Raw genomic sequence first — 16504 nt, 5'->3', positions numbered from 1 at the left:
CGGGGCGGTGGGGCGGTTCGCCGCCCCACCGCTCACCCGGACGCGGCGCGGCCCGCGCCCCCGCGGCCGAAAGTCCTTCGAGTCGCCGTCGTGTACGCGACGTTCGCCACCACGACCACCGCGAAGACCGCGCCCGGCACGACGTGCCCCGTCGCGCAGAGCGCCGCCACGGCCGCACCGAAGACCACGGCCTTCACGAGCAGCACCCCGGCGAGCGGCAGGCCGAAGGTGGCGCGGGGCGCGGCGAACAGGCTCCACACGATCGCCGCCACCACGGGTGTCCCGATGCCCAGCAGGAGCTTCGCCGGCAAGCCGCCGCCCGTCTCGAAACCCCAGTACGCCAGCGCGGCGAGGGCCAGCAGTTCCAGCAGGAACGCCAGGCCCTCGTTGACGAGCTTCATCCCGCGTAGGCCCAGGCTTCCAGCATCACGCGGGCGATCGAGGAGTTGCCCGGCAGCAGCAACGTCGAGCCGCCGTCGCCGATGGGCGTGGGCGCACCGCCGCTCTCGAACGCCGCGCGGACGTCCGCGCGCGACACCCACAGCGCCTCTTCGATCTCGCCCTCGGCCGGGCGCAGCGGCTGCGACGAGTCCGCGCGGGCCGCGAAACCGAGCATGATCGACCGCGGGAACGGCCACGGCTGGCTGCCCAGGTAGCGCACCTGGTCGACCTCGATCCCGGCTTCCTCGCGGATTTCCCGCGTCACGCAGCCTTCCAGCGACTCCCCCGCCTCGACGAAACCCGCGAGCACCGAGTACCGGCCCTTCGGCCAGACCGGTTGCCGCGCGAGGAGGACCCGCTCGCCGTTGACCCCGGCCTCGTCGTGCACCAGGCAGATGATCGCCGGGTCCGTGCGCGGGTACTCCTCGTGCCCGGACGCCTCGCACCGCGTCGCCCAGCCGAACTGCACGGGGTGCACGGGACTGCCGTCCCGCACGCAGAACCGCGCCCGGTGGTGCCAGTTCCGCAGCGCCTGCGCGGTGGTGAACAGTCCCGCCGCGGTGTCGTCGAGCTGGTCGCCGTAACCCCGCAGGTCCACCCACAGCTCGCCGTCGGCCAGCGCGACCTGCTCGACGATGCCCCAGCTGCCGGGCGCCTCGACCAGCTCCGGCTCACCGGCCGGCTCGCCGGGCAGCGTCCAGTAGTCGACGCCCTGCCACTCCCCGAGGAACATCGCGTCCTCGGGCGGGGCGTCGCCGAAGGAAATCGCTTTCCGGGTGGCGAGAACGCTTTCCCCTTGCCTGACCGGCGTCCGCCCCTGCCGGTTGACCAGCAGGACCTCCGCCTGGGGCCAGCGGGCCAGCAGCCTCTCCGGGTTGGTGCGCAAGGTCTCCTGACGGTCCACAGTGGACCGAGACAGGGTGGGGAGCTTGCCGAGCGAGAACGGGACCGTCATGACTCCGCGGGCTCTCCCACGGTGAACCCACCCAGCGCGGCCAGCCGTGGCGCGAGGCTTTCCGCGTCCCCGACGACGACGCCGGTGAACCGGGTCGGCGCGAAGAAGTCGAGCGCGGCCTGCGCCACCTCGTCCACCGTCACCGCCGCGAGCCGCGCCGGGTGCTCGGCCAGCCACTCGGCCCCGAGCCCGCTCGCCGCGAGCGCCGACAGCTGGCTGGCCAGTCCCGCCTGGGAAGCCGTGGAGGTGAGCAGCGAACCCACGGCGTACTGCCGCACCGACTCGACCTCCTCGGCGGTCGGCGGGACGAGCGCGAGCCTGCCCAGCTCGTAGAAGGTCTCCAGGACAGCCGCGGCCGTCACCTCGTTCGCGGTGTCCGCGTCCACGCCGACCGTCGCCGTCGACCCGGTGAACTCGAAACCGGAGTGCGCGCCGTAGGTGTAGCCCTTGTCCTCGCGGATGTTCTCCACCAGCCGGGAGGAGAAGTACCCGCCGTAGGTCAGGTTCGCCAGCTGCAGCGCCGGGTACCGCGCGTCGGTGCGGGGCAGCGCCTGCGCGATGAGCCGGATCTGCGACTGCACGGCGCCCGCCCTCGGCACCAGCAGCACGTCCCCGCCGGTCAGCACCGGCAGCTCGGGCAGCACGGACGCGCTCGCGTCGGCGCGCCAGCCGCCGAGCGCCTCGTCCAGCTGCCGCACCGCCTCGTCCGGCTCGACGTCGCCGACGAGGACCAGCACCGAGCCCCGCGGGAGCACGGCGCGGGCGTGCAGCGCGCGCACCGCGTCCGGCGTCACCTTCGCGACGTCCTCCGCCTCCGGCATCTCCCGCGTCACCGGGTGGTCGCCGTAGACGTGCTTGAGCAGCGCCTCGCGCGCGATCACGCGGGGCTGGGTGCGCGACACCGCGAGCCGCTCGACCAGCCGCGCGGACTCCCTGCCGACCTCTTCGTCCACATAGGACGCCGAGGTGAGCACGTCCGCCAGCACGTCGAGCAGGACCGGCAGCCCCGACGCGAGCGCGTTGCCGTTGATCGACAGGCGCTCCGGGTCGACGCTCGTCCCCAGCTCACCGCCGATCAGCGCGAGGTCGGTGTCGATCCGGATCCGGTCGCGCCGCGCCGTGCCCGCCAGCATCGTTTCGGCGAGCACCTCGGCCGTCGCCGCGTGCAGCGCGTCCTCCCCGGCGAACGGGATGCGCAGCCGCAGCTCCACCAGCGGCACGTTGGCCTTGCGCACCACGAGCACGCGCAGCCCGTTGGCGAGCGTCGTGTCCACATGCGACAGGTCGGCGGCCGCGCGCTGGTCGCCCAGCTCCGGCACCGGCCGCGGGCCCCTCGGCGTCCGGCCGATCTCCGCCGCGTCGCGATGGGTCGCAGTGCTCACTTGCTCTCCTCCGTGTTGGGCTCGACCAGCAGGACCGCGCGCGAGTCGGGGCGCAGCGCCTTCGCCGCCGCCGACACGTCCGCCGCGGTGATCGCGGCCATCCGGTCGGCCAGCCGGTACATCAGTGACGGGTCGCCGTAGAGCAGCTCGAACGAGCCGAGCCCGAGCGTGCGGGACACCAGCCGGTCGTGCTCGGAGTGCAGGCTCGCCGCCCAGCGCGCGGTGACCTTCTTCAGCTCCTGCTCGTCGGGCGGGGTGGACGCGAGCTTCTCCAGCTCCTCGTCGATCGCCGACAGGACGCGCTCCGGCGCGACCTCGCCGGGGTGGATCGCGGTGATCGAGAACGTGTCCGGGTCACGCGCCTCGAAGGGGCCGAACAGCCCCGCACCGGCGCCGATGTCGGTGACCAGCGGCTCGCGGTGCACGAGGCGCTGCTGCAGGCGCGAGCCGTCGCCGTCGGTGAGGACCCCGGCAAGCACGAGGTTCGCGAGGTAGCCGTCCAGCTCGTTGACCGGGTCGGGCATGCGGTAGCCGATGGCGAGCGCGGGCAGCGGCGCGTGCGGGTCGACGTGGTGACCCCGCACCTCGCCCGCGGGCGGCGGCTCGGCGAACGAGCGCTTCGGCGGGGCCGGCCGGTGCGGCACGTCGCCGAAGTGCTTCTCGATCAGCTCGCGCGCCCTGTCCGGCTCGAAGTCGCCCGCGACGGTGAGCACCGCGTTCGCCGGGGAGTAGTAGGTGTCGAAGAAGGCGGCGCAGTCGTCGAGGCTCGCCTGTTCGAGGTCGGTGAAGTCGCCGTAACCGTTGTGCGCGTTGGGAAACGTCTGGTACAGCACCGGCGGCAGGAGGATCCACGGGAACCCGCCGTACGGGCGGTTCAGCACGTTGAGCCGGATCTCCTCCTTGACCACGTCGATCTGGTTGGCCAGGTTCTCGCGCGTCAGCTTGGGCGCGCGCATCCGGTCGGCTTCGAGGAACAGCGCGCGCTCCAGCGCCGCGGAGGGCAGCACCTCGTAGTAGTCGGTGTAGTCCGGGTGCGTCGAGCCGTTGAACGTCCCGCCGCTGGACTGCACGATCTTGAAGTGCGCGAGCTTCTCCAGGCTCTCGCTGCCCTGGAACATCAGGTGCTCGAACAGGTGCGCGAACCCGGTGCGCCCCTCCGGCTCCGAGCGGAAGCCGACGTCGTAGTGCACGGAGACGCCGACCACGGGCGCGGTCGGGTCGGGCGCCAGCACGACGCGCAGACCGTTGTCCAGGGTGAAGCGCGAGTTCTCGGGCATGCGGCCACTCTACGGCCAAGCGGGCTGCCCCGGTCGGCGGATCACCGGGCGAGCAGGCGGGCGATGGCGTCGGTGACTTCGGCGGCCAGTGCCGCGTCGACGGGCGCGTGGTGGTGCAGCAGCCGGTACCACATCGTGCCGAAGGCGAAGTCGACGACGAGCGGCAGCGCGACGTTCTCGGCGAGCACGCCGGACTCGACACCCCGGCGCAGCAACGCCTCCAGCGCGGCGCGGCGGGGCGCGATCACCGTGTCCTGCAGGCGGCGGGACAGCTCCGGGTCGTCCTGCGCGTCGGCGAGCAGCCCGACCAGCGCCTTCCCGGTGATCTCGTGCGTCAGGTCGAACGTCACGGCCAGCAGGTTCCGCACGTCGCGCAGGGTGTCGCCCGTTTCGGCGAGGCGGCTGCCCAGCGCGCGCTCCCGCAGGTCGATCAGCGCGTCCAGCAGCACCTGGGCCTTGTCCGGCCACCAGCGGTAGACGGTCTGCCTGCCCACGCCGGCCTCGTCGGCGAGCGTCTTGATCGTCAGCTGCCGGTAGCCGTCGCGCTCGCACAGGCGCAGCGCGGTGTCGAGGATCGCGCGCCTGGCTTCCTCGCTCCTGGGGCGTCCTCGCATCACGGCGGCCACTTTACGAGGCACAGTGTCTCGAAAAGGAGGAAGTCGTGACCGAACGAGTCGCGATCGTGGGCGGGACGTCGGGCATCGGCCTGGCGACCGCCCAGTGGCTGGTGGACTCCGGGCGCGAGGTGGTGGCGACGGGGCGGAGCCGCGATGCGCGTGACGCCGGCGCGCTGCGGGAGTTCTTCGGGGACCTCGGCGAGGTCGACCACGTCGTCGTGACGGTGACCGGGGCGCCGGGCACCCGGCCGTTCGCCGAGCTGACCGAGGACTACCTGCGGGAGGGCGTCGACGGCAAGCTGCTGCCGCACACCCTCACCGCGCAGGCCGCACTGAAAGCGCTTCACCGCGGGGGCTCGCTGACGTTCGTCACGGCCGCCTCGGCGAGCGCGGCACTGCCGACGACGGCCGCGCTCGCCGCCGTCAACGCGGGGATCGAGGCGATGGTCCCGGTGCTGGCCGCGGAACTCGCGCCGGTGCGCGTCAACGCGGTGTCACCGGGTGTGATCGACACCGGCTGGTGGGACTTCCTCGGCGAAAACCGCGAGGAGGTCCTGTCGGGCATGGCCGCGGGCACGCCGGTGGGCCGGATCGGGAAGCCCGAGGACATCGCCGCTGCCATCGGTTTCCTGGTGGACAACACCTTCACGACGGGGATCGTGGTGCGGGTCGACGGGGGCGCCCGGCTGGTCTCCGGTACCTGATCTCCCCGATCCGCACGGTTCGCCGCCGCCGACCCCCTATGCTGCTAGGCGCACCCCCGACAGCCCCGGGCGTGCCCGAACCACCGGGAGAGCAGCCGGCGATGAGCCAACCTCCACCGGGCCACTGGCCACCGCCGCCGCAGTGGGGTCCGTACCCGCCGCGGCCACCGGCCCCTCGGAAGAAGCACACCGGCGCGATCGTCGCCGGTGTGCTGGCGGGCGTGGTCGTGCTGACCGTGACGCTGGTGGTGGCGCTGACGGCCGGTTCGTCCGGCTCCAGCACCGCCGCCTCGTCGAACACGATCCCGTCGCTGTCGATCACCTCCAGCGCTTCGAGTTCGTCCCGCACGTCCACGTCGCGCCGGCCGACGTCCTCGTCGTCGAGCCCGGTGAGCACGCCGAGCAGGCCCGCCTCGACCGGGCCGCGCAAGGTGCTCGCGCTCGCCGACCACCCGCTGCTGACGAACCCGGACGCCGGGCTGGCGAACGCGCCGTGCGCCGTGCCGGGCTGGCCCAGCAGTCCCGCCGCCGCGCAGGCGTTCTTCACCGCCGCGGAGCAGTGCCTCAACGACCGCTGGGGTGAGCTGCTGACGGCGATGAACCTGCCGTTCCACCCGCCGCAGCTGGAGTTCCCGACCGGGGCCAGCTTCACCAGCGAGTGCGGCACGATCGACGTCGGCGTGACCACGGCGGCCTACTACTGCAAGGACCACCTGTACGTGCCCTACCGGGGGCTGCAGACCGACCAGTACGGCAACAAGCCCGGCGTGTACCTCGCGTTGTTCGCGCACGAGTACGGCCACCACGTGCAGGAGCTCGTCGGCCTGATGGACGCGGCGTGGGACGTGATCTACCGCGAGGGCCAGGACAGCCCGGCGGGGCTGGAGATGTCCCGCCGCAAGGAACTGCAGGCGCAGTGCTTCTCCGGGATGTTCCTGGGCTCGACGGCCAACCGCGGCGGCAGCGTGACGCAGCAGGTGTTCGACACGGCGTGGAACGACCAGGAAACCCGCGGTGACAACACTTCCGGCAGCCGCGACCACGGCACGAACGCGCACTACGCGGCGTGGTGGCGCAAGGGCGCGCAGAGCGACCGGCTCGCGCAGTGCAACACCTTCGCGGCCCCGTCGAGCGAAGTCAGCTGACGGCCGGGAACCCTGCCAAACCACCCTCCAGCAACGCGGCCGCGCGCCGGACCTCCCCGGCCACCTCCGCGACCGCGTCCTCCACCGCTCGCCCCGGCCGCACGTGCGTGCGCAGCGCACGGAACTGCACCCGCCACAACCCCAGCAACGCGGCCGCCGCCACCTGCGGCTCGGGATCTTCCGCCCGCAGACCCGCCCGCGCCGCCAGCACCTCGGCGGCGACGTCGGCGAAGCGGTCGGCCGCGTCGTTCTGGTACGCCCGCAGTGACGGAGTCTCCCGCAGCAGGTCCCCGAACCTGCGGTAACCGGCCAGCGCCCGCTCGTCCGCGGCCAGGCTCGTGGTGAGCTCCCGCAGCTCCTCCGCCAGCACCCGCAGCATCGCCTCGACCGGCGGCAGCGCGGGGTCCGCCAGGTGCGTGCGGAGCGCGTCGGCCGTGGCCTCCAGCCGGTCCAGGACCAGCGCTTCCTTGGTCGGGAAGTAGTTGAACACCGTCTTCTCCGACACCCCGCACGCTTCGGCGACGTCGGCGACACGCACGGAGTCGAAGCCCCGTTCCAGGAACAGCCGCGTGGCGGTGTCGGACAGCTGCCGCCGCATGGCGCGCTTCTTGCGCTCGCGCAGCCCCTCCGTCTTCACGCGCTCAAACTACTACAGCCACTCGATTTCTTCTGCTACTGTATTTTTATAGCAACTGAAAGGAACGGTCATGGCCGAGATACAGATCGTCCGCGACTACCCGCACTCACCCGCGAAGGTCTGGCGCGCGCTGACCGACCCGGACCTCATCCCCCGCTGGACGTCGACGGGCAAGGGCGCGCGCCCCGTGGGGTTCGAGCCGGTCGTCGGAAAGCGCTTCCAGTTCGTCGCGAAGCCGATGCCGGGCTGGCGCGGCATCGTCGACTGCGAGGTGCTGGAGGTCAGGGAGCGGGAGCTGCTGCGCTACACGTGGGTCGGCGGCGAGGGCGAGGCGCCCAGCTACGTCCGGTACCAGCTCGAACCGGCGCCCGGGGGCACCCGCTTCACCTACTCCCACACGGGTTTTCGCGGGGTCGGCGGGTTCGCGATGGCCAAGCTGCTCGGCTCGGTCCGCAGGAAGATGCTCACCGTCGGGATGCCCGCCCTGCTCGCCGAGCTGGACGAGCCGTGAGTCACCACTGCTGCGGCCGCGCCGCCCGGTTGCGCCGCTCCGCCAGCACGGCCATCAGGTACGCCCACACCGGCGTACCCGGCGGGACCGGCGCGCCGATGCGGGCCGAGACCTCCTGCGCGAGCTGGTACCCCAGGTGTTCCCGCGCCTCTTCGCGCAGGGACTGGTAGCGCCCCAGGTACTGCCGGATCGCGAGCGCGAGGTCGTCGGTCAGCCCGGACAGGTCCAGCTGCGCCGCCCAAGCGGCGAGCGGCGGCGGCATCGTGATGCTCGGCTCGACGGCCTTGGGCGCGTGCTCCAGCACCACCACGGTCCCGGCCAGGAAATCGCCCACCCGCTTGGACTTCTCCGACACCAGCGACACCACGAGCGCCACCGCGCCCCACACGAACGCGGGCCCGAAGTCGACGATCGCCCCCGCCAGACCACGGGTGAGGGCGTGCCGGAAGCGGATCGGACCGCCGTCGTCCCGCACCACGCGCAGCCCGAAGGCCGCCTTCCCCGGCGTCCGCCCGCGCGTGAGCGTCTCGAACAGCACCGGGTAGCCGACGCGCACGAGCACCAGCAACGACAGCAGGATCGCGGAAGCGGACGCCCCGTCCTGCGGTCCGGCCCAGATCACGATGAGCAGGCCGACGACGATGACGGCCAGCTGGATGACCACGTCGATCGCGAAGGCGAGCCCGCGGCTGGCCAGCCCCGCCAGGCGCAGCTCGAGGACGACGGCGTCGCCGGTGACCAGATCGGGTTCGGGGTGCACCGGGCAACTGTAGTCTGAGCGGCGTGGACGTCGATCTGTTCGTCGCGGCCCATCGCGCCGAATGGGACCGGCTGGCCGAGCTGCTCGACCGCCGTCGCCTGCGTGGCGCCGAGGCGGACGAGCTGATCACGCTGTACCAGCGCACGGCGACGCACCTGTCGGTCGTGCGCTCCTCGGCCCCCGACCCCGCGCTGCTGTCCCGGCTCTCGACGCTCGTGACGCGCGCCCGGTCCGCCGTCACCGGCACGCACAACCCGGCGTGGCGCGAGGTGGGGTTGTTCTTCGCGCAGCGCTTCCCCGCCGCCGTGTACCGCGGCCGCCGCTGGTGGCTGTCCACGGCACTCGTGACGATCGTGGTGAGCGGGCTGCTGGCGGCGTGGGTCGCCACCGACTCCGGCGTGCGGGCGAGCATCGCGGCACCCGAGCAGATCCGGCAGCTGACCCAGCCGGGCGGCCAGTTCGAGACGTACTACTCGGCCAACCCGGCGGGTTCGTTCGCCGCGCAGGTGTGGACGAACAACGCATGGGTGGCGGCGATCTGCCTGTTCTTCGGGGTGCTGCTGGGCGTGCCGGTGCTGCTCGCGCTGTGGGCCAACGCCGCGAACGTCGGCGTGAGCGCCGGGCTGATGAGCGCGGCCGGGCGGCTCGACGTCTTCTTCGGCCTGATCACCCCGCACGGGCTGCTGGAGCTGACCGCGGTGTTCGTCGCGGCGGGTACCGGGCTGCGGCTGGGCTGGGCGGTGATCAACCCGGGCCCGCACAGCCGCGGGGTGGCGCTCGCGCGCGAGGGCAGGGCGACCGCGGCGATGGCGCTGGGGCTCGCGTGCGTGCTGCTGGTGTCCGGCGTGATCGAGGCGTTCGTGACGCCGTCCGGGTTGCCGACGTGGGCCAGGATCGGCATCGGCGCCCTGGCGGAGATCGCGTTCCTGACGTACGTGTTCGTGCTGGGCAGGCGGGCCGCGCGGGTGGGCGTGACGGGTGATGTGGACGCCCGGTACGGCGGTGACGTGCGGCCCGAGGCGGGCTGAACGACACACCTCGGCGGGCTGGCCCGGCGCCGGGCGGGGACGTCGTAGGGTGGCGCGATGGGGAAGCGGCTGGCACTGACTCTGTCCGAGGACACGCACGCCCAGATCGAGGCCCTCGCCGCGGAAGCGGGCGTGCCGGTGCAGGACTGGCTCGTCGCCGCGGTGGAGCGGGAGGCGTTCCGCCAGCTGTGCGAGCAGACCGACGCGTGGTGGCGGGCCCACCCCGAACTCGCGCGTGCCGAGATCGCCGCGTACTCGCGGCGGCAGTCCGAGAGTCGCCGTGGGTCCTCGGCCGCGTAAGGGCGAGCTCTGGACCGTCGCGGGGCCGGACCGCCGGCGGGTGCTGGTCTACAGCGGGGACATGTTCAACGACCTCGACGCCGTGCCGTACGTGATCACGATGGATGTCGTCGAGACCCCGGACCCGCTGACCGTGACCACGCCCGAGGGGCTGCACATCTCGTACACGCGGCTCGACCACGTGCCGAAGACAGCGCTTTCCGAACGGTTCGGGGCGATTTCCGCCGAACTGCTGCAGACGGTGAATACCCGGCTGTTCATGGTGCTGACGACTTCTTGACGGTTTTGGTCTGGACCACTTACCCTGAAGTGCCACGGAGGTGGTCGGCATGGGCAGGTGGAAGACCCGGATCGGACTCTGCACGGCGGCGCTGGTGGCCGCGCTCGGCTTCACGGTTCCCGCTCAGGCGGCGGTGACGCCACCGGGATCGGCGCCGTACCTCGACATCACGGCCAGCACACCGTCCCTTGTGGACATGGCGAACGCCACGGGGCAGAAGACGACGACGCTGGCGTTCGTGCTGGCGGACAGCACCGGCTGCAACCCGTCGTGGGGCGGCGTGATCCCGCTGGACGACTCGCGGATCCTGAACGACATCAAGGCCTTCCAGGCGATGGGCGGGAAGGTGATCGTCGCGACGGGCGGCGCGGCGGGGCCGTACCTGGAGTACACGTGCGGTTCGGCCGCCGCGCTCGCCGGCGCGTACCGGAAGATCCTCGACACGGTGGGGACGAACAGCCTGGACGTGGACGTCGAGGCGACGATCCCGCAGGACACGGTCAATGCCGCGCTGAAGACCATCCAGAGCGAGCGCGGCACCACGATCAGCTACACGATGCGCGTGCAGGGCGACGACTACGGGATGGACCCGTACTCGGTGCAGGTGCTGCAGAGCGCGGCGGCCCACGGCGTGGACGTGCTGGTGAACCCGATGACGATGGAATTCGGCACGAGCCGCGCCGACTGGGGTGACGCCGTGATCGCGGCGGCGCAGAGCACGCTGGGGCAGCTGAAGCAGATCTGGCCGGGCATGTCGGACGCGGACCTGAAGCGGCACCTGGGCGTGACGCCGATGATCGGGCGGAACTACAACGGCAAGATCTTCCAGCCCGACGACGCGACGCAGTTGGTGCAGTGGGCGAACGCGAACCACATCGGGCGCCTGGCGTTCTGGTCCGTCGGCCGCGACAACGGTTCCTGCCCCGGCGGAGGGGTTTCGCCGACGTGCAGCAGCATTTCCCAGTCGCAGTACCAGTTCACGAAGACGTTCGCCGGTTTCACGGGGTGATCGTCCGGTGGCCCGTCACCTCGGCGCGGGGGTGGCGGGTCACCGGTGTTTCAGGGGCTGACGGTTCGGCGGCGGGTGGCTCGGCGGTTCAGTGGCAGGCGCGGCAGGCGGCTCGACGGCTCTGCAGCTGGGCCGCGGGCGGCTCGGCGGCCCCGGCGGTTCCGTTGCAGGCGGCTGGCGGCGGGCGGCTGGTGACAGGCGGTTCGACGGCAGGCGGCTCGGCGGCGGGTGGCTGTGGCGGCCCGGCGGCGGGCGGGTGGCGGGCGGCTCGGCGGTTCCGTGGCAGGCGCGGCGGGCGGCTCGGCGGGGCTCGCCACCGCCCGGCGGCTTCCGGCGCTGGCCACCGGTCCACGAGCGCGGGCCACGGCGCACGTGCCCGCAGAAGCCGCCCAGCGCACCAGGGCAACCGCCCCGGCCAGCAGCCCCGCCTCACAACCGCCCAGCGGCCTTCAACGCCAGGTACCGGTCCGCGAGCGCGGGCGGTAGCGCGTCCGGCTCGGCGTCTACCACCTCGACCCCCTTGCGCCGCAACAAACCCTCCGCGTGCCGGCGCTCCGCGAGCGTGCGTTCCGCGGCCGCCGCCTCGTACACCGCCTCCGCGCTTCCCCTGCCCCGCGCCATTTCCGCCACCCGCGGGTCCGCCACCGACGCCACCAGCAACCGGTGCCGCGCGGTCAACGACGGCAGCACCGGCAACAGCCCCTCCTCCAGCGGCGCGGCATCCAACCCCGTCAGCAGCACCACCAGCGACCGGTGCGGGGTCCGCCGCAGCACTTCGCCGACCAGCCCGCGCGCATCGGTCTCCACCAGCGACGGTTCCAGCAGCGCCAAGGCGTTCACCAGCGCAGGCACCGACGCACCCCGCACCGACGTCCGCACTTGCCGGTCGTACGCCAGCAGGTCCACCCGGTCCCCCGCGCGCGAAGCCAGCGTCGCCAGCAGCAGTGCCGCCTCCAGCATCGCGTCCAGCCTCGGTTCGTCGCCGACGCGGCCCGCCGACGTGCGGCCCGTGTCCAGCACCAGCAGCACGTGCCGGTCGCGTTCGGGCCGCCACGTCCGCACCATCACGTCCCGCGCCCGGGCCGTCGCGCGCCAGTCGATCGAGCGCACGTCGTCGCCGATGACGTACTCCCGCAACGAGTCGAACTCCGTGCCCGCCCCGCGCACCAGCGCCGCCTGGCGCCCGTCGAGCTGCTGCAACCGCGTCAGCCGCGCGGGCAGGTGCCGTCGGCTGTGGAACGGCGGCAACACGCGCACCACCCACGGCACCCGGTGCGAACCCTGCCGCGCCGCGATGCCCAGCGGGCCGACCGAGCGCACCGTCACGCGGAACGCCTGCCGCTCCCCGCGCCGCGTCGGCCGCAGCTCCACCGCCACCGTGCGCCGCTCGCCGGGCGGCACCAGCACCGGCACCCGGTCCCGCACGACGCCCGCGCTCGGCGGCCACGCGTCCCGCACCTGACCCCGCACCCGGCGCCTGCCGGGGTTCGTGATCGTCAGCCGCACCTCGGCGGGCTCCCCCAGCCGCGTCGACGTGTCGCCGTCACGCGTGAACACCAAGCCCCGCACGCCACCGGCGAGCAGCAGGTCGACCACGATCAGCAGCAGGACCACGGCGGCCACCGCGACCACCCCGGTCCACGACGGCGCCGCCAGCGCCACCACGACCGCCCCGATCGCGGCCAGCACCCCGGCCCGCGCGGTGATCGCCATCAGCGGGGCACGGGCACGGCCGCGAGCACGCGGTCGAGCACGCCGTCCGCCGTGCCGCCCTCGAGTTCGGCCTCCGGCCGCAGGTCCAGCCGGTGCCGCAAAGCGGGGCGCGCCAAGGACTTCACGTCGTCCGGCGTCGCGTAGTCACGGCCGGCCAGCCACGCCCACGCCCGCGTCGCGGCCAGCAACGCCGTGGCACCACGGGGCGAGACGCCCAGCCGCACCGAAGGCGTGGACCGCGTCGCCCGGCACAGGTCCACGATGTACCCCAGCACCTGCGGGTGGACCGAGACCGCCGCGACCCCTTCCCGCGCGGCGGCCAGCTGCGCCGGGCCCGCGACCGGGCGGACGCCCGCCGCCGCGAGGTCACGCGGGTCGAAACCCTGTGCGTGCCGGGAAAGGATGCCAATCTCGTCGTCGCGGGACGGCGTCGGCACGGTGAGCTTGAGCAGGAACCGGTCCAGCTGCGCCTCCGGCAGCGGGTACGTGCCCTCGTACTCCACCGGGTTCTGCGTGGCGATCACGATGAACGGGTCCGGCAGCGGCCGCGGCCGCCCCTCGACCGACACCTGCCGCTCCTCCATCGCCTCCAGCAACGCGGACTGCGTCTTGGGCGGGGTGCGGTTGATCTCGTCGGCGAGCAGCAGGTTCGTGAACACCGGCCCTTCGCGGAAGGTGAACTCGCCGGAGTCGTAGACGATCGAGCCGGTGACGTCGCCCGGCATCAGGTCCGGCGTGAACTGGATGCGCGTGCTGTCCAGGTCGAGCGCGGTGGCCAGCGCCCGCACCAGCAGCGTCTTCGCCACGCCGGGCACGCCCTCCAGCAGCACGTGCCCTCGGCACAACAACGCGATGATCAACCCGGTGACGGCGGCGTCGTTGCCGACCACCGCTTTGCCGACCTCGGCCCGCAGCGCGAGCAGCGCCTGCCGGGCGTCCACGGCCGCCTCAGTGGTCAAGATCCTCGTACCTCTCTTTCCAACCGGTCCAGCTCGTCGGCGAGGCGGACCAGCGACGCGTCGTCCTCCGGTGCCGGACCGTACAACAGGGGCGCGGCATCGCGGCCGGTCCTGGCCGAGATCGCGCTGAGCACGGCGGCGGGTTCGGCTCCCGCACCGAGCCCGAGTTCCGGGAGCAGCCGGTCGATCGTGGCCTGCCGGAGCAGTCCGGCGGCGTGCGCGGCGGAACCCGATCGCCGGTACAGCCTCGCGCGGCCCTCGGTCGTTTCGGCCGAGCGCACCACGACGGGCAGTGGTTCGGCGACGACCGGACCGAGCCGCCGCGCCCGCCACAAGGCGAGGAACACGGCCGCGACGCCGAGCTGGATCGCGCCGAACAGCCAGCTCCGCGGCAGCAGGTCGAGCAGCGGGCGCTGGGTGACCCCGGCCGCGGGGTCGCCCGGCGACGGCAGGTACCAGACCAGCGTGGCGTGCCGGCCGAGCAGGCGCATCGACAGCGCGGCGTCGCCCTGGTCGCCGAGCCGTTCGTTCGTCAGCGGGGTGCCATCGCCGAGGAGCGTCGTACTGCCGGTGAGCTGCAGCAGCGAGCCGCCGTAGCAGGGGCGTCCCCGGCCGTGTGCCTCGTATTCGAGCCCGCCGAGCACCGCGTCGCCCGCCGCGACGGCGACCGCGATCGTGCAGTCGGGCGAACGCACGGACGGGTCTTCCTGGCCCTTCACGACGACGCCGGGCAACAGCAGGTCGAGCACGTCCTGCCCGGCGCCGACGAACACGGCGTCCGCCGCCGAACCACGCAGACGCGCGAGCAGGGCGGGTTCGACCAGACTCGGATCGGTGACCAGCAGGGTGGCCTCCGCGTTCGCGCCCAGCGCTTCCCGCGTGTCGTCCACCGTGTGCGTGGTGACGATGCGGACGCCCTGACCCTCCAGCAGTTTCGCCAGTGCACGCGAGCCACCGGGGTCGGCGGAACCGGGGTCGAGCGCGCCGTGGGTGCCGGTGTCGCGGGCGAGCGTGAGCACGACCGCGCCGAGCACGAGCACGACGGCGATGAACAGCGGGGCCCGTGCGGCCCGCCAGATGCGGCGGGCATCGGGGGAAACCGAGGTCACGCGGGCACTCCCGGTCGCTCACGCCGGACCCGTTCGTCGAGCGCCGCCAGCCGCGCGTGGTCCTCGGCGCTCGCCGCGCGCTCGCCGTAGTGCACGTCGTCGAACAGCCGGGCCGCGACCGCGAGTTCGTCGCGGACGCCGGGGAGCCACCGCCCGGCGTCGCGGGCGGCTTCGTCCGCGGTGCGCCCGGAAAGCGCTTCCAGCACGCCGCGCTCCTCCAGTCCGCGCACCAGCGCGCGGAAGCGTTCCCGCACCGCCACGCCGAAATCCCCGGCCGCGGCGGCCTGGTCCGCCGCCTGCCGGTGGTCGGCCGCGGTGCGGGACCGGTCCTCGAACACCAGCCCCGGCGCGCGCACGTTCCGTGCGACCTTGCCGACGCGCAGCCGCACCACGACCGCGACCAGCACCAGCACGGCCAGCAGGACGAGCAGCCCGAGCGGACCGCCCGGCACCGCCGTCGACGCCGCTTCGAACAGGTCGGAGAGGCGCTCGGCGAGCCACCGCAGCACGCGTTCGACCAGGCCGGGGTCGTTCACGTGGTACTCGGGCCCGGACAGCTCCGCCTCGGCGGCGCGCTGCGCCGCGTCCCGGTCGATCGTGACCGGGACGTCCGCGGGCAGCGGCAGGATCACTGCGCGGTACCGGCCGAGCGCGCGAGCTGGATGTCCATCCCCTCCTTGCGCATCCGCTGGTCGATGTAGAGCAGCGCGGTCGCGGCGGCCGTGAACGGCCCGACGATCGTCTCCGCGATGACGCCGCCGAGCGACGCGAGCAGCTGCGAGCCGACGGACTGGTTGGCCAGGTCGCTCGCGTTGCTGCTCAGCCCGAGGCCGACGCCGAACGGGATCTCGATGATCGTGCTGATCAGCCAGGAGGCGATCACGGTGAGCAGCAGCACGCCGAACACGCGCCACCACGTCCCGGACACCAGCCGCCGCGACCGGCTCATCGCCTGCCCGACCCCGCTGCGCTCCAGCACGAGCGCGGGCGCGGCGAGGCTCAGCAGCGTCCACAGCCAGATGCCGGGGATGACCAGGAAGATCGACGCGATGAACACGATGATCGTGACCAGCACGGTCAGCCCGAGCAGGGGCAGCAGGCGCGGCCGCAGCTCGGCCATCGCCTCGCCGAAGGTGACCGGGCGGCCGAGCACGGCCCTGCCCACGACAACCGTGATGAACCCGGCGAGGAACGTGCGGACGAGCAGCGAGACCACGATCGACAGGCCGAGCGAGGCGCCGAGCTGGCCCAGCGTCTCCCGCAGCCAGCGCAGCTGCTCCTCCTGGGTGGCGGCGGGGCCGAGCTGGGAGGCGTCGGGCAGGTCGCCGAGCACGCTGTAGGTGATGACGAAGTTCAGCGCGCCCGCGACCACCGCGACGACGGCCGAGACGCCGAACACCAGCGCGGGGTGGCGGCGCATCGTGCGCACGGCCCCGTCGAGGATCTCGCCGACCGACAGCGGCCGCAGGGGGATGACGCCCGGTTTGCCGTAGCCGCCACCGGGCCGCTGCTGCGGTGGGGGCGGGGGCATCGGCGGCAGGTCGTTGCGCGGCTGGTCGGGGTTGGTCCAGCCCCCGGTCTCACTCATCGAGCCTCTCTCCCAGTCTCTGCGGTCACGCGCCCACTCTCGCAGAGCGGGGGCCCGCCGACCACGCCGGGCGCGCGGGTCTTTCCGAG

At 73.2% G+C, this 16504-nt stretch carries 19 protein-coding genes; 7 read left to right on the top strand and 12 right to left on the bottom strand.

All coding sequences use genetic code 11. The features are described from left to right. Positions 1 to 32: 32 nt before the first annotated feature. The 5 genes from ABFX51_RS34665 to ABFX51_RS34645 are packed head-to-tail and all read right to left on the bottom strand — an operon-like array spanning position 33 to position 4669. On the bottom strand, positions 33 to 401 hold the full coding sequence (locus ABFX51_RS34665; protein WP_346056273.1) for a YrdB family protein: 369 nt from the start codon (positions 399 to 401) through the stop codon (positions 33 to 35). Then, on the bottom strand, positions 398 to 1396 hold the full coding sequence (gene nudC, locus ABFX51_RS34660) for an NAD(+) diphosphatase (protein ID WP_346056272.1): 999 nt from the start codon (positions 1394 to 1396) through the stop codon (positions 398 to 400). Before nudC ends, ABFX51_RS34665 begins: the two co-directional genes overlap by 4 nt. Then, positions 1393 to 2778 (bottom strand): M16 family metallopeptidase, encoded by a 1386-nt coding sequence (locus ABFX51_RS34655; protein WP_091511933.1) that lies wholly within the window; start codon positions 2776 to 2778, stop codon positions 1393 to 1395. Before ABFX51_RS34655 ends, nudC begins: the two co-directional genes overlap by 4 nt. Next, positions 2775 to 4055, bottom strand: coding sequence for a M16 family metallopeptidase (locus ABFX51_RS34650; protein ID WP_346056271.1), 1281 nt, complete (start codon positions 4053 to 4055; stop codon positions 2775 to 2777). Before ABFX51_RS34650 ends, ABFX51_RS34655 begins: the two co-directional genes overlap by 4 nt. A 41-nt stretch (positions 4056 to 4096) precedes the next feature. Beyond that, positions 4097 to 4669, bottom strand: coding sequence for a TetR/AcrR family transcriptional regulator (locus ABFX51_RS34645; RefSeq protein ID WP_091512045.1), 573 nt, complete (start codon positions 4667 to 4669; stop codon positions 4097 to 4099). 47 nt (positions 4670 to 4716) lie between these two features. On the opposite strand from ABFX51_RS34645, the gene ABFX51_RS34640 reads away from it, so the two are divergent. Together ABFX51_RS34640 and ABFX51_RS34635 are read left to right on the top strand one after the other, a co-directional pair. Continuing rightward, positions 4717 to 5376 (top strand): SDR family oxidoreductase, encoded by a 660-nt coding sequence (locus tag ABFX51_RS34640; protein WP_346056270.1) that lies wholly within the window; start codon positions 4717 to 4719, stop codon positions 5374 to 5376. A gap of 101 nt (positions 5377 to 5477) precedes the next feature. Next, positions 5478 to 6521, top strand: a complete 1044-nt coding sequence (locus tag ABFX51_RS34635) for a neutral zinc metallopeptidase (RefSeq protein ID WP_346056269.1) — start codon at positions 5478 to 5480, stop codon at positions 6519 to 6521. Here the strand turns inward: ABFX51_RS34635 and ABFX51_RS34630 are convergent. Continuing rightward, positions 6514 to 7158, bottom strand: a complete 645-nt coding sequence (locus ABFX51_RS34630) for a TetR family transcriptional regulator (protein ID WP_346056268.1) — start codon at positions 7156 to 7158, stop codon at positions 6514 to 6516. The two genes, ABFX51_RS34635 and ABFX51_RS34630, sit on opposite strands and share 8 nt — an antisense overlap. A gap of 70 nt (positions 7159 to 7228) precedes the next feature. Between ABFX51_RS34630 and ABFX51_RS34625 the strand changes: the two genes are divergently transcribed. Further along, positions 7229 to 7669 carry an SRPBCC family protein gene (locus ABFX51_RS34625; RefSeq protein ID WP_346056267.1) on the top strand — a complete coding sequence of 147 codons (441 nt, stop codon included), beginning with the start codon at positions 7229 to 7231 and terminating at the stop codon, positions 7667 to 7669. Between the two features lies 1 nt (position 7670). Here ABFX51_RS34625 and ABFX51_RS34620 read toward each other — a convergent pair whose 3' ends face one another. Continuing rightward, complete coding sequence (locus tag ABFX51_RS34620; RefSeq protein ID WP_091511921.1) at positions 7671 to 8429, bottom strand: RDD family protein; 759 nt, start codon at positions 8427 to 8429, stop codon at positions 7671 to 7673. Between the two features lie 23 nt (positions 8430 to 8452). Here ABFX51_RS34620 and ABFX51_RS34615 point away from each other — a divergent pair, with 23 nt between their 5' ends. From ABFX51_RS34615 to ABFX51_RS34600, 4 genes are read left to right on the top strand one after another with little or no spacing between them, the layout of a single operon-like run. Beyond that, complete coding sequence (locus ABFX51_RS34615) at positions 8453 to 9457, top strand: stage II sporulation protein M (RefSeq protein ID WP_346056266.1); 1005 nt, start codon at positions 8453 to 8455, stop codon at positions 9455 to 9457. Positions 9458 to 9514: 57 nt separating this feature from the next. Next, a complete protein-coding gene (locus tag ABFX51_RS34610; RefSeq protein WP_091511917.1) occupies positions 9515 to 9757 on the top strand; it encodes a hypothetical protein in 243 nt (80 codons plus the stop codon). Beyond that, positions 9738 to 10037, top strand: a complete 300-nt coding sequence (locus tag ABFX51_RS34605) for a hypothetical protein (protein ID WP_346056265.1) — start codon at positions 9738 to 9740, stop codon at positions 10035 to 10037. Before ABFX51_RS34610 ends, ABFX51_RS34605 begins: the two co-directional genes overlap by 20 nt. 49 nt (positions 10038 to 10086) lie before the next feature. Further along, positions 10087 to 11046, top strand: coding sequence for a chitinase (locus tag ABFX51_RS34600; protein WP_346056264.1), 960 nt, complete (start codon positions 10087 to 10089; stop codon positions 11044 to 11046). 429 nt (positions 11047 to 11475) lie between these two features. Here ABFX51_RS34600 and ABFX51_RS34595 read toward each other — a convergent pair whose 3' ends face one another. Genes ABFX51_RS34595 through ABFX51_RS34575 form a run of 5 tightly spaced genes read right to left on the bottom strand, consistent with a single transcriptional unit; the run spans position 11476 to position 16415 of the window. Then, positions 11476 to 12759 carry a DUF58 domain-containing protein gene (locus ABFX51_RS34595; RefSeq protein ID WP_091511913.1) on the bottom strand — a complete coding sequence of 428 codons (1284 nt, stop codon included), beginning with the start codon at positions 12757 to 12759 and terminating at the stop codon, positions 11476 to 11478. Further along, the gene (locus ABFX51_RS34590; RefSeq protein ID WP_091511911.1) at positions 12759 to 13718 is read right to left on the bottom strand and encodes an AAA family ATPase; all 960 of its coding nucleotides are present in this window, start codon (positions 13716 to 13718) and stop codon (positions 12759 to 12761) included. Before ABFX51_RS34590 ends, ABFX51_RS34595 begins: the two co-directional genes overlap by 1 nt. Then, positions 13715 to 14827: a DUF4350 domain-containing protein gene (locus ABFX51_RS34585; RefSeq protein WP_091511908.1), complete on the bottom strand. Its 1113-nt coding sequence runs from the start codon at positions 14825 to 14827 to the stop codon at positions 13715 to 13717. Before ABFX51_RS34585 ends, ABFX51_RS34590 begins: the two co-directional genes overlap by 4 nt. After that, positions 14824 to 15459, bottom strand: coding sequence for a DUF4129 domain-containing protein (locus ABFX51_RS34580; protein ID WP_091511907.1), 636 nt, complete (start codon positions 15457 to 15459; stop codon positions 14824 to 14826). Before ABFX51_RS34580 ends, ABFX51_RS34585 begins: the two co-directional genes overlap by 4 nt. Beyond that, a complete protein-coding gene (locus ABFX51_RS34575) occupies positions 15456 to 16415 on the bottom strand; it encodes a DUF7847 domain-containing protein (protein ID WP_091511904.1) in 960 nt (319 codons plus the stop codon). The genes ABFX51_RS34580 and ABFX51_RS34575 overlap by 4 nt, the downstream gene beginning before the upstream one ends. Positions 16416 to 16504 lie beyond the last annotated feature (89 nt).

It is taken from the genome of Amycolatopsis dongchuanensis, from assembly GCF_039542405.1.
Taxonomy (GTDB): Bacteria; Actinomycetota; Actinomycetes; order Mycobacteriales; family Pseudonocardiaceae; genus Amycolatopsis_E; species Amycolatopsis_E sacchari.
The sequence above is the reverse complement of the archived record's forward strand: the minus strand, read 5'-3'. Positions and strand labels throughout refer to the sequence as shown.

Excerpts from the sequence above, each read along its gene's own strand:
- ABFX51_RS34665 (WP_346056273.1), bottom strand. The coding sequence starts at position 401 with ATGAAGCTCGTCAACGAGGGCCTGGCGTTCCTGCTGGAACTGCTGGCC.
- ABFX51_RS34595 (WP_091511913.1), bottom strand. The coding sequence starts at position 12,759 with ATGGCGATCACCGCGCGGGCCGGGGTGCTGGCCGCGATCGGGGCGGTC.
- ABFX51_RS34575 (WP_091511904.1), bottom strand. The coding sequence starts at position 16,415 with ATGAGTGAGACCGGGGGCTGGACCAACCCCGACCAGCCGCGCAACGAC.
- ABFX51_RS34635 (WP_346056269.1), top strand. The coding sequence starts at position 5,478 with ATGAGCCAACCTCCACCGGGCCACTGGCCACCGCCGCCGCAGTGGGGT.
- ABFX51_RS34650 (WP_346056271.1), bottom strand. The coding sequence starts at position 4,055 with ATGCCCGAGAACTCGCGCTTCACCCTGGACAACGGTCTGCGCGTCGTG.
- ABFX51_RS34645 (WP_091512045.1), bottom strand. The coding sequence starts at position 4,669 with ATGCGAGGACGCCCCAGGAGCGAGGAAGCCAGGCGCGCGATCCTCGAC.
- ABFX51_RS34625 (WP_346056267.1), top strand. The coding sequence starts at position 7,229 with ATGGCCGAGATACAGATCGTCCGCGACTACCCGCACTCACCCGCGAAG.
- ABFX51_RS34600 (WP_346056264.1), top strand. The coding sequence starts at position 10,087 with ATGGGCAGGTGGAAGACCCGGATCGGACTCTGCACGGCGGCGCTGGTG.
- ABFX51_RS34610 (WP_091511917.1), top strand. The coding sequence starts at position 9,515 with ATGGGGAAGCGGCTGGCACTGACTCTGTCCGAGGACACGCACGCCCAG.
- nudC (WP_346056272.1), bottom strand. The coding sequence starts at position 1,396 with ATGACGGTCCCGTTCTCGCTCGGCAAGCTCCCCACCCTGTCTCGGTCC.